Origin of the sequence: Kribbella soli (assembly GCF_004331345.1) — a bacterium.
Taxonomy (GTDB): Bacteria; Actinomycetota; Actinomycetes; order Propionibacteriales; family Kribbellaceae; genus Kribbella; species Kribbella soli.
Genome location: NZ_SJJZ01000002.1, coordinates 1 through 13789, shown reverse-complemented (window position 1 = coordinate 13789; position 13789 = coordinate 1). Strand labels below are relative to the sequence as shown.

Below are 13789 nucleotides of genomic sequence, written 5' to 3'. Positions count from 1 at the left end.
CGAGGCGGCGCTACGCGTTGAGGAGTGTGCCGGAGAGTTCCCTGCGGGAGCCGATTCCCAGCTTGGCGAAGACCTTGTGGAGGTGCCACTCGACCGTACGTGGGCTGATGAAGAGCTCCGCGCCGATCTCGGGGTTCGTGCGGCCCTCCGCCGCCAGCCGAGCGATCTGAGCCTCTTGAGCCGTCAATCCTTCCCTGGCCTCGACAGATCGCCGGCGGAGTGTCTCGCCAGTGGCGACCAGTTCGCGACCGGCTCGTTCGGCGAAGGCCTCCGCGCCTATCTCGGTGAGCAGGTCGTAGGCCGACCTCAGGAGGCTGCGTGCATCGCGACGACGGTTCTCCCGTCGCAGCCATTCGCCGTAGAGCAGCTGAGCACGGGCGTGCTCAACCCGCATGCGCGTCCTGCCGAGCCGCTCGACCGCCTCGACGTAGTAACCCTCGGCCACGTCGCCCTGGCTCACCTGTGCGCGAGATCGGGCTTCGATTCCCAATGCCCACTCGGTGCCGCTCGCGCTCGTTGTCCCAATCAACGACTCCAGTGCGTCCGCTGCGCGGTCGGGGTCGCCGCTACGCGCAGCAGCTTCGACGAGTTCCACCAGCGACCACGTCGAGAAGCCGAGCTCGTCTGGGTACCCAGCTCCTCGCTCTGCTGCCCTCATGGCTGCTCGGTGCTGACCCAAACCGTTGTGGAGCACGGCGGATGAGTAGTCGACGATGGTGAGTCCCATGCCCTCACCTCGCTCCACGGCTCCTGCAAAGGTGGTTCGAGTGAGCCCGGAGACGATGTCTTGCCGGCCCTGCCACGCTGCGAGCGCCAGAGCGCCGTACGGCGGCACCTGATTGCCCATGATCTCGTTGACCGTCGAGAGCTCGCTGACCAGTGCGGACGCCTCCGCGAACTCGCCGGCCAAAAAATGCAGGCCCATGCGGCTGTTGAGTGCGATCGGCAGCACCGCCAGGGCTCCGGCTTGCCGCGCGAGACGAAGATGGCGGGTACAGAACACCTCCCAGCTCTCGTCGTCCCAGATATCGTGGGCGGCGTGCGTAGCAAGCCATAGCCAGCGAAGCGCATCGGTGATCGGCACCTCGTTGGTTCGCCACGCGATTAGGGCGAGCTGCAGTGGCCGGACGCCTTCCGCATATCCATCGGTCATGAGCAGCGCCAAACCATCCAGCAGCAGATCGGCAGGACGAGCGGTCGATGGAGGTGCCCCGCGGGCCGTCCCGGCGACCTCGCGGGCGCCCACCTTCCCCGCCAGACGTCCGACCATCAGCCCCGCCGCCAAGGCATCGAGGTAGATGTCGCGGGCACTCGCTTCGTCGAACCCTTCCATCCGCCGGGCGGCGGACAGCAGCAAGGGCGGCGCGTCGCGCCCGTGACTGGAGAAGAACGCGATCTGGGCCCGGAGAACCTCGGCCCTGGCGCGAGTCGGCCCGTCGAGCGGCGCGGTCTCGACCTCCGCCAGAAGTGCCAGTGCCGCATCCGACGAGCCGGACTGGTGCCTGGCCCCCGCGGCAGCCAGAGTGCGTGCAGGACGTCGAGCAGGGTCGTCGGTCAATTCGATGGCACGTTCGAGAAATGCCGCCTGCGCCGCCAGACCTCCCCGGGCCCGCGCCCGATCCGCGGACTTTTCCAGTTCGACGGCGACTTCCTCATCGGGACCACTTGCCGCGTGCGCCCGGTGCCACGCCCGTCGATCGGGATCAAGCTCCGGATCGGTCTCCTCGGCCAGAGCCAGGTGCACGGCTCGCAAGTCGGTCACCTCTGCGGCCCGGGCAACGGCGGATCGCACCAGCGGGTGCCGGAACCGAACCCGCGCGCCCAGCTCGATCAGGCCCGCCCGAACAGCCGGCGCCGAGGCCGCGAAGTCGACATCGAGTCGCTGCACGGCTCGTCCCAGCAGACTCAGGTCCCCGACGGGTTCGAGTGCAGCCGCAAGCAAGAACAGGCGCGTCGGTCCGGGAAGTCCTGTCAAGCGCTGCGAGAAGCCCCGCTCCAGGTGAGTCTCCAACGGCACGGCGTCTGCCAGACCGAACCCGAAACTGAGCTCGGCCATCGAGAGGCCGCGAGGAAGCTCCAGCAGCGCCAACGGGTTGCCTCGCGTCTCGGCCACTATGGTCTCGCGTACCCGATGGTCGACATTGCTCGTCAGGACGGTGTCGAGCAGCTCGTGAGCATCGGCGTCCCTCAGCCCTCGAACATCCATCGTCGGCTGCCCGGCCAGTTCACTGTCCTCGTGCTCGCCCCGTATCGCGAAGACCAGCGCGACCGGATCAGCCAGCAGGCGACGTGCCACGAACGCGAGGGTCTGGGCAGAAATGTGGTCGAGCCACTGCGCGTCATCGATCACACACACCAGCGGCCGCTCTTCCGCCACGTCCGCAAGCAGGCTCAGCACCGCCAGTCCGACCAGGAACCGGTCCGGCGGGGGCCCCATGCGCATGCCGAAAGCAGTGGACAGCGCAGCACGCTGCGGCCCGGCAAGGCGATCGAGGTGATCCAGCATCGGCGCGCACAACTGATGCAAGCCGGAGAAGGGCAGCTCCGCTTCGGACTCGACACCCGCTGCCCACGCGAGCCGGCAGCTCGGCTGGAGTCCAGTCGCCAGATATTCCAGCAAGGCTGTCTTGCCAACGCCTGCCTCGCCGCGCAGCACCAGCACCTGACTCGCGCCGGTGCGTACCTGACCCACGAGGGCGTCAAGGGTCACGCACTCGCTGCGCCTACCGCAGAGCTCCGTGGACTGCCGGTGTGACGTCACAACGACGACCGGAGACCCAGGGAACCGCGGGTTGTCGTGCCCATCGAGCCTCCAGATGAGGTCGATGTCTCCCCAGACGGCCTCGACGACTCATGTCATCGTTCGGGAAACACACGCTGGGACGGGCGGGAACCCTTCGCCGGATCATCTCACACGTGCAGCACAACAGCTGGTGGTACGAACGCTCCACGAACCCTCGGAGGGGAACGAGCGCGGGTCGGACGTGGCACGCTGGTCGGGTGACCACTGACCGGTACGAGCTCGTGGGGATCTTCGGCGGCGCTGTCGATGCCGGCGTCGCCTCGCTGTTCGTAGGCGCCGGCCTGTCCGCGGCGGCCGGGCTGCCGAGCTGGGGCGACCTCCTCGGCCCGCTCGCCGCCGAGATCGGCGTAGCGGGTGAGTTCGCGGATCTACCGCTGCTCGCCGAGTACTACGAGCAGAACGGTCCCGGTCGGCGGCCGGCGCTGGAGAACCACCTGCGCAACGTGCTGTCGGAGTACCGGACACCAGCGGAGAGCCATCGTCTGATCGCGAAGCTCCCGATCGACGAGATCTGGACAACCAACTTCGACTCGCTCCTGGAAGCGGCGGCTCCCGATGCCAGCGTCGCCGTTCATGACAACGATGCTCTCGACATCGGCACTGGGCGCCGGACGATCATCAAGATGCACGGCAGCCTCAGCCTCGACACCCCATCGGTCTGGACCGCTCCGCCGGTGATCACCCGCAGCGACTTCGAACAATACGAGGAAACTCATCCTCGGATGTGGGCACTCCTGCGGGCGTCGTACCTCACCCGCACCATGCTCTTCCTCGGTTTCAGCTTCGCTGACCCCAACATCGACGTCCTGCTGCGACTCGCCCGCCGATACGGCACCACTGCCGCCGACCGGCACCTCACCGCCCTGCGTCGACCGGCCGACCCCAAGGACATCCAACTCCACGAGTTGCGCGTCCGCGACCTCGAGAACAGCGGTGTGCACGTCTGCGAGATGAGCGACTTCAGCGAACTCACCCCGATGCTGCGCGCGATCACCACCCGCACCCGGCCGGAACGCCTGTTCGTCAGCGGGAGTGGTGACACGTCACAGCTGAAACCGTGGTACGACAAGCTCGCGGTCGCGCTCACCGCTCGTCCTCCGTCGTGGCAGCTCGCCTCGCTCGGCGGACCGGCGGGATGGGGCGTCACGAGCCGGCTCGCCGAGCTCCTGCGCGCCAGTGGTCGCTACACGCCTGACCGGTTCCGCATCTACTTCGGCAAGAACCCCAGAGAGCACACGCCACTGATGGACGCGCACTTCGGCACCGCGATCTTCACCGACCTCGAGCGGGAAGAACTCGTCGGCAGCGTCCTCGACAACTGCCGCGCACTACTTGTCATCTGCGGAGGAAGCGGCACCACCGAGGAGGTGCGATTGGCGCTCGAGCGCGGTGTGAGCGTCATCCCGCTCGCAGCCAGCGGCGCGACAGCCCGCGCCGTCTGGGACAGCTCGGCCACGCCTCCGGACCTCGGCGGCCGTCCGTGCGATCCCCAGGTCTGGCACAACCTGGCCGACCCGGATCCGGACATTGCCGTGATGGCCGCGATCACCGCGATCGACCAAGCGATGTGCCGCCCCAGAACCTAGATCAGCTGTCGCGCAGGACCAGGACAGCGATGACCAGGGTCACGACGGCGAGCGGTCAGCCCATGGGCGATGGTGGAATGACAGGTCAGCGGCGCCAGGTCGCGAACAGGGCGTCCGGCTCTCCGTCCGAAAGTGTCCCGCCGTAGAACATCTCCTCCGAGACCTGGAACGCATACGGCTCCAGATCTGCCGGCCAGACCTCGACCACGTGCGTCGGGTCCATGCCGATCACGTCCGTGGTGCGGGGATTCGGTGTCGACACAACAACCCCGATGAGCGCCATCTGCTGCATCCGCTCGATCAGGTCGCGCCAGTTGGACAGGTGCTCGATGATCTCCAGGGCGACGAAGAAATGTGCCTCCCGTGGTGGCGTCCAGTCGTTCAGATCGACACCGTCGATGCCGCCGTCCACGGGGATGTACCGACCCCGCCACCCGAATTCCGCGCGCAGGCAGTAGTCCAGTTCGGTCATCCCGGCGCCGACGTCCACGACGGTCATGTCATGGCTGAGGCCGCTAGCTGTCAACCAGCCGGCCGCAGCGCGGTACCGGACGGCACGGAAGTCGTACTTGCCGGTGCGATCGTCCAGGTAGGAGTCGCAGGACTGAATGGTGGGAGTCCAGGTCATCCCCGAGCCACCCCTCTCGATCAACAGGTCTCAAGACTTCGATCAGTGCCTCTGGTCCAGGCAGTTCAACTGTCGGAGAAGAGCCCATGACCGCGCGCCTGTGACTACCCCTGCCACCCCCGGGTCTGCGGCCCAGGGGCCAGAAGAACCCCGCAGCGGGTCACCTACTGGAGAGCGACCCGGGCATTGACCCGGGACTACGCGGGCGCCCTGGGCCTGCCTTCACATCCAGAGTGGCGGCATCCCCTCAACACACACCAGGAGGACCCCATGCAGAGTCATCCCACACCCGAGAGCACGACGGCCCAACGCAGCCGCCGAAGAATTGCCGCACTCGGGGCCGCGGGGCTGGCCGTCCTGACCGCCGCCGTGTCACTCACCGTGCCGGCCGAGGCCGGCAACACCACCAAGCCGACAATCGTCCTCGTCCATGGCGCCTGGGCCGACAGCACCAGCTGGGACAAGGTCACCCGGCAACTCAAGGACGACGGGTACAGCACCGTGACCCCCAAGCTCGGCCTGAACAGCGTCGCCGAGGACGTCGCAATCGTCAGTACGGCGCTGAACAAGATCTCGGGCAGGAAGGTGCTGGTATCGCACTCGTACGGCGGCATCGTCACCGCCGGTGCCTCCCACGGCCGCACGGACGTCTCCGCATTCGTCTACGCAGCCGCCCTGGTACCTGACGAGGGTGACTCGATCGCCAGCCTCGGCGCCGATTTCACCCAATCGGAGGCCTTTGGGCACCTGATCTTCACCGGCGAACCCTTCGCCTCACCGGCCTTCATCGATCCGGCCTTCTTCCATCAGTACTTCGCTCAAGACCTGAGCAAACGACAGGCAGCCGTGTTGAACGCCGCCCAACTGCCGCTCAACTTCCCGATCGTCGGGACTCCATCCGGTCCGGTCGGCTGGCACAACATCCCGTCCTGGTACGCCGTGTCCGGCGAGGACCGCATGATCGACCCGGCCGAGGAACGTTGGATGGCAGCACGCGTCGGCGCCACCGTCGTCGAATTCCCCACCGCCAGTCACGCCGGCGGAATCACCCGGCTGGCGTCACGCTTCACCGAACTCATCGAACACGCGGTGTGCTCAACCCGAACGGGGTGACCGCGAGCCCCGCGCCACCTCAGCGGAGCAGCTCACTGGCCAGGCCTTCTTCCTCGGGCCTGGCCAGTGAGCGCGTGGCACTGTCCGCGAAGAGGTCGTCATAGATCCCGGCTGCGACGGGCCACGTAGACGGTATTGGTGGCCTCGTGGCCCTGCAGAGGGTTGGGAAACGTCACCACGTGCGCAAGCTGACTGTCGAACACCTCGGACAGAGCATCGCCGAACGCCACATCGGGCGGATCGTTCGACCACAAGGCGAAGACGCCGCCGGGATACAGGTGGTCGGCGAGACGACGCAAACCCTCTGGGGTGTAAAAGGCGGCGTGGCTGGGGTGTAGGACGTGGCGCGGCGTGTGATCGATATCGAGCAGTACGGCGTGGAAGAGCCGTCCCGGTCGTCCACGATCGAACCCGACGTCCCCGCCGGCCAGTGCGAAGAAGTCACCTTGCACGAGTCGACTGCGAGGATCTCTGGTGACCTCAGCGGCCAACGGAAGCAATGCCTGCCGATGCCAGCCGATGACCGCATCGAGTGCCTCGACGACAATCAGCGAGTTGACGCGTGCGTCCTGCAAGACCGCGTGGGCCGTGTATCCCAGCCCGAGGCCACCCACAACGACATCGAGTCCGGTGCCCGGCACAGCGGCAAGTCCCAATCGCGCCAACTCCACCTCGGCAACGGTGAAGAAGCTCGACATCAAGAATTCCTCGCCGAGCTTGACCTCATAGACCTCCGCATTCAGCGTCGGATCGTGGCGCCGCCGCAGACTGATCTCGCCCAGCTGCGTCTGCTGCCAGTCGAGTTCCTCGAATCGCGCGTTCACGGCCGAAGCCGTCCGACCAGAGTCGCCAGTTCTCTCACGAGACACACTCTCCGCCGAGAAGCGTTGCAGCACCAATCGGCGCCTTGGAGCGGAAAGTCAGGAGGCGGCTCTGCCCCGGCCATCCCCAGGGTGTAGGCCCGTGGCCTCCCTGGCGCGATCAGCACTGCGCGGCGTGACAGTTGACCCAGGCAAATAGACCGGCCTGGTCAATTTCAGACCAACTGGCGCATCGATGATTGAAGGAGCATCTCAATGACAGCAGTACAGAGAACCGCGCAGGTCGATTGGACGGGAAGCATCGCACGGGGCTCCGGGATCACCTCCGGAGGAAGCGGTGCGCTCCGGGAGCTGCCAGTCACGCTCGCATCCCGTTTCGGTGAGTCGGCCGGCAAGACGAGCCCGGAGGAGCTCATCGCGGCGGCACATGCAGGATGCTTCGCCATGGCGCTGGGTTCGGTACTCGCGGGGTACGGAACGCCACCGGAGTTCTTGCGGGTCGTGGCCACCGTGACGCTGGAGACGTCCGGCGTTCCTACGATCGTCTCGAGCCGGCTCGACGTCCACGCTGTAGCCGACCAAGTGGATGCCGCATCGCTTGAGCGGGCAGCTCAGGAGGCTGAACGAGGCTGTCCGGTCTCCCGAGCCCTGCAGGGAAACGTCGAGATCCGTGTCCACGCCGCGCTGGACCAGCCGCGTCGTCGGCCGTCGGAGGAAGTCGCATGAGGTGCTGGCGACAACCGAGGAAGTGCGCTGCAAAACATCAGCAACAGGCGTGAGGTAGCCCAAGCGCTTCTGGCAGCTCCGCCGGGGCAACGACCCGGGTCTTCACCGGGGCGATGGACTGTCCGATCCGCGACGGTTGCTGCAAGGTCGTCCACCGCGAGCAGAGGGAGCCGATGATGACGCAGCAGATCGAGGACTATGCGCTCATCGGCGACCTCCGCACCGCGGCCCTCGTGGGCCTCGACGGATCCATCGACTGGCTTTGTCTCCCCCGATTCGACTCGCGGGCCGTCTTCGCGACGCTCCTGGGCGATGCCCGGAACGGCCGATGGACCATGGCGCCGCACAGCGGCGGACGATGTACGCGGCGCCGGTACCGTGGCGACTCGCTGATTCTCGACACCGAATGGATCACCTCGGACGGCGCCGTACGCGTCACCGACTTCATGTCACCGACCAGCGCACGGCCGCACGTGGTCCGCAGTCTGGAAGGTCTGGCGGGCGAGGTTCCCATGCACACGTGCATCGACCTCAGGATGGACTACGGCAAGATCGTGCCGAGTCTCGACAGCGTCGGAGGACACCTCGTCGCAACCGCGGGACCAGACTCTGTCCGGCTGAGAAGTGACGTCGCTCTGACTGCCACACAGGGCACGGTGAGCGGTGACTTCGTGATCTCGGCAGGTCAGCGGCTTTCCTTCACTCTTGAACACTCGCCCTCGTCGGAGCTCGAACTCCCCACCGTCGATGCCGCCGACGACCTCGCGACCACCGAGAGGTACTGGCTCGAGTGGATGGGCAGGTGCACGTACTCCGGTCCCTGGGCAGACCCGGTCAAGCGATCGCTCATCACTTTGAAGGCACTGACCTTCGCGCCGACCGGCGGCATCCTTGCCGCAGCAACCACATCGCTCCCCGAGCAGATCGGCGGTTCGCGCAACTGGGACTACCGATTCTGCTGGTTACGCGATGCGGCCTTTACCCTGCGAGCCTTCCTCGCCACTGGATATGTCGAAGAAGCCCTTGCCTGGCGTGACTGGTTGGTGCGCGCGGTCGCCGGCGACCCGACCGGAACACAGATCATGTACGCCATCGACGGCACGTGTCACCTCCCCGAACTGACACTGGACTGGCTGCCTGGACACGCCGGCTCCACGCCTGTGCGCATCGGGAACGAGGCGGCAACCCAACGACAGAACGATGTTTGGGGCGAAGTCCTCGACGTCCTGCACGCGACCCGCGCCGCAGAAGATCCGCCGCACCCACATGACGCAGATCTGGAACGCGGCCTGGTCACACAGCTCGAACAGAACTGGGCCGAACCGGACAACGGCATCTGGGAAGTGCGCGGACCGCAACGACATTTCGTCCACTCCAAACTGATGGCTTGGGTCGGAGTGGACCGAGCCGTCCGCGTCCTCGAGAACCACCACACGCGTGAGTCCCTGGACGAACTCCGCGATCTGCGGGAGGCGATCCACACCGAAGTCTGCCATCGCGGATTCAGCCAGGCGCGACGTGCGTTCACCCAGTCGTACGGTTCCGTGCGTCTGGACGCCTCGGTCCTTCTCATGCCGCGCTACGGATTCCTGCCCTGGGCAGACCCGCGCATGGTGGCCACTGTCGACGCCATCCAAAAAGACCTCACCCGCGACGGACTCGTCCTCCGCTACGCCGTCGGCACCGAGGGCACGAACGTCGACGGCGTCCACGGTGAGGAAGGCGCATTCTTGGCGTGCTCTTTCTGGTTGGCCGACGCGCTGCACGGAATCGGTCGCACGGACGAGGCCGCCGAGTTGTTCGACCGCCTGCTGTCGTTGCGTAACGACGTCGGCCTGCTCAGCGAGGAATACGACCCGAGCACCGGACGGCATCTCGGCAACACGCCGCAGGCCTTCAGCCACGCCGGCCTCATCACGACGGCACTCCACCTCGCCGAGCCAACGGCCACAACAGTCCAGCACCACCCGCCGACCTGGCAGGAAGCCGTCAGCTGAGCCACGGAGATCGTCAGTCCGCAAAGACCTCGTGCGAGTGCGCCTACGAGGTAGCCGAGCTCGAGTCGGGCAGCGCGCGGCGCAGTTGCCTTCGGGAGGTGATGTCAAGTTTGGCGAACACCTTGCCAAGGTGCCATTCGACGGTGCGAGAACTGATGAACAGCTGGGCGCCGATCTCGGGATTCGTGAGGTCGTCGCGGGCCAGCCGGGCGATCTGCGCCTCTTGTGCGGTCAGTTCCTGGAGTGTCTCGATTGTCCGCCTGCGAACCGTCTCACCAGTGGCGAGCAGCTCGCGACGGGCACGCTCCGCGAATCCGTCTGCACCGATGCGGCTGAACGTGTCATGGGCACGGTGAAGGTGTTCGCGGGCCTCTACGCGGCGGTTCCCACGACGCAACCATTCGCCGTACAAGAGTTGAGCCCTGGCGAGGTGGACGGTGATCCGAGTCCGGGCGAGGCGGTCGACTGCCTCTCGGTAGAGGGCGTCGGCGGCTTGGCCGTCGCTCAGGGTCGCGCGGCAGCGGGCCTCGATTCCGAGCGCCCACTCCGTCCCGGCGGCGCGTGTTCGTTCCTCAAGTCGCTGCAGGGCTGTAGCGCCGATGTCGAGCCGATCGCTGCGCACAGCCGCCTCGACCAGCTCGGTCAGACCCCAGCCGAAGAGACCCAGGTCATCGTGTTCACAGACCCGTTGCGCGGCGGCGAGCGAGTCCTGGTAGCGGCTGAGACCGTTGTAGAGCACCGCTGTGGCGTAGTCCGCCAAGGCGATCGCCCTTCCTTCACCCCTGGCTGTTGCATCCTCGATGCTGGCCCTGATCAGCGCCGTGGCCTGCGCTTCCTGGCCCCGCCAGGCGGAGAGCACCAGCGAGGTGTACATCAACGGGGGGCTGCCTGTTGCCTCGGTGATCACGTCGGCCTCGTCGATGAGCTCTGCTGCGGAGGCGAACTCGCCCGCATGTACGTCAACGCCGGCACGATAGGTGAGCGAGATCGGGAGGGCGGTCAGCCAGCCCGCATCCCGCGCGTGCCGAAGCTGCCGGGTGGCCAGCTCATGCCACGACTCGTCATCCCACAGATCCGGGGCGATTCGGCATCCTAGCCAGAGCCATCGGGTGTCGTCCTGACTGCGGCCCTCGTCCTCGGACAATGCACCCAGCGCTCGCCGGAGCGGCTGCACCCCTGCCCCGTAGCCGTCGCTGAACCTTCTCACCAGACCGTCGAGGAGTAGATCGATCGCACGTGCCGGCTCCGGGGCCTGGGGCGCCGTGCGGGCTGCGCCAGCGGCGTCGGCCACGCCGCCACCGCGCTTGCTGAGGCGGCCGGCGAAGATCGCCGCCCCGAGCGCTTCGAGGTAAGTCTCACGCGCCGACGGTGTGTCCAGCGCCTTGAGGTGTTCGGCGGCGTTGAGCAGTAGCGCTGGAGCGTCGTTGCCGCGTCTGAGCAAGAACGACAGCTGTGCGCGCAGGCGCTCCAGTCCGGCCCGCCGGGTGCCGCCGAGCGGCGCCAGCTCCGCCGCCGCAAGCAGCGCCTGCGCCGAGTCTGGCGCGCCGGCCAGGAGCTTGGCCTGAGCGGCGGCGAGTGCACGCGCCCCACGGCGCGCGCGATCGGGCGTCAGCTCGGTCGCGCGTTCCAGAAACGCGGCCGCTGCGACCGCGCCGCCGCGGGCGCGCGCCCGGTCGGCCGAACGCTCCAGCTCGTCGGCCACTGCCTCATCCGGCCCTGACGCCGCACAGGCGAGATGCCAGGCGCGACGATCGGGATCGTGCACCAGATCAGTTGCTTCTGCCAGAGCACGATGCACCGCTTGCCGGTCGCCCACGGACACCGACTGGTAGACCGCCGAGCGGACCAGCGGATGGCGGAACCGGACCCGGGTGCCGAGTTCGACCAGTCCTGCAGCCACGGCAGCCGCTGCGGCGTCGGCTCCGATTCCCTGCAATTCGGCCGCGCGTCGCAAGAGCGTCACGTCGCCGATGGGCTCAGCGGCAGCAGTGAGCAGCAGCTGTTGAGTATCGTCCGGAAGCGATCGGAACTGTCGATAGAAACTCTGTTCGACGCGGCTCACCACAGCCGCCGTGTTGGGAAGGCCGAATCCGCCCGCCAGCTCGGTCGGCGTCAGGCTTCGCGGCAGCTGCAACAGCGCCAACGGGTTGCCGCGCGTTTCGGCGACGATGCGGTCGCGCACTTGTACGTCGAGCGGTCCACGAATCGCCGATGCCAGGACCAGGTGGGAGTCGCGCTCGCCGAGGCCCTCAACTTTGAGCTCCGGCAGGCCATTCAGCTCGTCGCTGGGCTCTCGTACGGCGAATATCAAGGCGATGGGATCGGCCATCACACGTCGTGCCACGAAGGCCAGGCATTGCACCGAGGCCCGGTCAAGCCACTGCGCGTCATCGATCAGGCAAGCCAGCGGCTGTTCCTCCGACGTGTCGGCCAACAGCGTCAAGACAGCAAGACCGATGCGGAAGCGATCTGGCGCGTCGCCCTCCTGTTGCCCGAATGCGACGCGCAGCGCATCGCGTTGTGGGGCCGGCAACCTCTCGACCCGGTCCAGCATGGGCGCACAGAGCTGGTGAAGGCCGGCATAGGCGAGCTCCATCTCCGACTCGACGCCCACGACCCGCGCGACACGGAAACCCGACGCGCGCTCGACCATGAAGTCGAGCAGCGCGGACTTGCCGCAGCCGGCCTCGCCGCGCAACACCAACACGGAGCTCCGCCCCGTAGGTACCGCGTCCAGCAGCCTGGTCAGTGCCTCGCACTCGCTGCGCCGACCACGCAACACTGACCGCGGGTGACCGCTGGACGGACCCATGGTCGATGGTAGGGAGCGCGCCCACTGGTTTGGCAAGCCTCTCGAGGCGATTGGCAGTCCTCTGCCTTGGCAGTTCGTGCCCTGGTCACGCAGACCGGGGGTCGGACCCGGGGCCCTACCGGCGCCGACAGACGTCGCTAGCCGCGAGCCTAGATCCGTCAGCACACCAGCTGACGACCAGCTCACGGTAGGAGCGACCAGTGTTCACCCATCGGAAGTCAGCCACGATCCATCGCCGGCGCCTCCCGCTCGCAGCGGCGTCCTTGGCAGCCGGCGCCTTGACGTTCACCGCCGCCAATTGCGGCAGTCCATCCGGATCGGCGCCAGTGCCCGTCCCGGCGGCGACCGGTGATCCGGTCAGCGCCCAAACCACCGCGCTCGGCACCATCCTCGTTGACGGCCAAGGCCGCACTATCTACCAGTTCGCCAACGACAGGAACAACCTGTCGAACTGCGCCGCTGCGTGCGTGATCGACTGGCCTTACGTGCCAGCGCCCGATTCACTGCCGAAGTCCTCGCCGGGCGTGACCGGCAAGGTCGGCTCCACCACCCGTGCCGACGGGCACCGTCAACTGACCGTCGCCGGCCACCCCCTGTACGTCTTCGTCGGCGACTCCACTCCGGGCCAGACCAACGGTCAGGGCATCAACCTCGACGGTGGCATCTGGACCGTCGTCTCCCCCGCCGGCGCTCCGCTGGCGAACCCGAGCCCGGCCGGCGCCGCAACACAAGACACAGTCGCACCCGGCTACTGAGAACGCTGGCCAACGGACAGAAGGCAGTCGCCATGACAACCGCAGCACACATCACCAGGTCCGTCCTTGCGCCGCAGAGCACAACAGACCTCACGTTCGATCCCAGGGAGACCTGCGCCCGCTGCGGACCCGGTACACCGGCCCAGTCCAAATGGGTGTTCCGGACGATCAGCGCGCGATCCCGCGAACACTGCGACTTGTACCTCTGCGCCCATTGCTCCCAGGCAGGTGAGGATCGCCTGCTCGCCGTCAGCATCCTCCGTCTGGATCGGCCGCATCACCAGCACTGACGATCTCGCGGTCCACCGTCACCCAGCACTGCATTCATCCACTGGAGGAGTAATGAAACGCAAGATTGCCGCAGGCGCGCTGGTTCTCGCTCTAGCAGGCGGTTCCGTTGCCTGCGGGGACGACGGAAGTACAGGCGCGGGGACCCAGGCCCGCGGCAGGATCACGATCTGGTACTCGAACAACGCCGAGGAAGTGGCCTGGGGCAAGCAGATGGTCGCGGCCTGGAACGCCGAGCACGCCGACCAGAAGGTCACCGC

The 13789-nt window shown here is 67.0% G+C and carries 9 protein-coding genes and 1 pseudogene; 6 read left to right on the top strand and 4 right to left on the bottom strand.

The window, feature by feature from the left end:
• Window positions 1-10: 10 nt before the first annotated feature.
• On the bottom strand, window positions 11-2761 hold the full coding sequence (locus E0H45_RS14195; RefSeq protein ID WP_131337816.1) for an ATP-binding protein: 2751 nt from the start codon (window positions 2759-2761) through the stop codon (window positions 11-13).
• Window positions 2762-3000: 239 nt separating this feature from the next.
• Here E0H45_RS14195 and E0H45_RS14190 point away from each other — a divergent pair, with 239 nt between their 5' ends.
• Complete coding sequence (locus E0H45_RS14190) at window positions 3001-4389, top strand: SIR2 family protein (RefSeq protein WP_165546459.1); 1389 nt, start codon at window positions 3001-3003, stop codon at window positions 4387-4389.
• 85 nt (window positions 4390-4474) lie between these two features.
• On the opposite strand, the gene E0H45_RS14185 is transcribed toward E0H45_RS14190, so the two are convergent.
• Window positions 4475-5017 carry a hypothetical protein gene (locus tag E0H45_RS14185; RefSeq protein WP_131337814.1) on the bottom strand — a complete coding sequence of 181 codons (543 nt, stop codon included), beginning with the start codon at window positions 5015-5017 and terminating at the stop codon, window positions 4475-4477.
• 270 nt (window positions 5018-5287) lie between these two features.
• Here E0H45_RS14185 and E0H45_RS14180 point away from each other — a divergent pair, with 270 nt between their 5' ends.
• Complete coding sequence (locus E0H45_RS14180) at window positions 5288-6130, top strand: alpha/beta hydrolase (protein WP_131337813.1); 843 nt, start codon at window positions 5288-5290, stop codon at window positions 6128-6130.
• A gap of 98 nt (window positions 6131-6228) precedes the next feature.
• Here the strand turns inward: E0H45_RS14180 and E0H45_RS14175 are convergent, their stop codons facing one another.
• Window positions 6229-6954 carry a polyamine aminopropyltransferase gene (locus E0H45_RS14175; protein ID WP_131337812.1) on the bottom strand — a complete coding sequence of 242 codons (726 nt, stop codon included), beginning with the start codon at window positions 6952-6954 and terminating at the stop codon, window positions 6229-6231.
• Between the two features lie 252 nt (window positions 6955-7206).
• Here E0H45_RS14175 and E0H45_RS14170 point away from each other — a divergent pair, with 252 nt between their 5' ends.
• Window positions 7207-7677 carry an OsmC family peroxiredoxin gene (locus E0H45_RS14170; protein WP_131337811.1) on the top strand — a complete coding sequence of 157 codons (471 nt, stop codon included), beginning with the start codon at window positions 7207-7209 and terminating at the stop codon, window positions 7675-7677.
• Between the two features lie 173 nt (window positions 7678-7850).
• On the top strand, window positions 7851-9674 hold the full coding sequence (locus E0H45_RS14165) for a glycoside hydrolase family 15 protein (protein ID WP_238154999.1): 1824 nt from the start codon (window positions 7851-7853) through the stop codon (window positions 9672-9674).
• A gap of 43 nt (window positions 9675-9717) precedes the next feature.
• On the opposite strand, the gene E0H45_RS14160 is transcribed toward E0H45_RS14165, so the two are convergent.
• The gene (locus E0H45_RS14160; RefSeq protein WP_131337810.1) at window positions 9718-12486 is read right to left on the bottom strand and encodes a helix-turn-helix transcriptional regulator; all 2769 of its coding nucleotides are present in this window, start codon (window positions 12484-12486) and stop codon (window positions 9718-9720) included.
• A gap of 200 nt (window positions 12487-12686) precedes the next feature.
• Here E0H45_RS14160 and E0H45_RS14155 point away from each other — a divergent pair, with 200 nt between their 5' ends.
• Window positions 12687-13241 carry a COG4315 family predicted lipoprotein gene (locus E0H45_RS14155; RefSeq protein WP_131337809.1) on the top strand — a complete coding sequence of 185 codons (555 nt, stop codon included), beginning with the start codon at window positions 12687-12689 and terminating at the stop codon, window positions 13239-13241.
• Window positions 13242-13583: 342 nt separating this feature from the next.
• Window positions 13584-13789 (top strand): annotated as a pseudogene (locus tag E0H45_RS14150) (sugar ABC transporter substrate-binding protein); the annotation flags it as partial.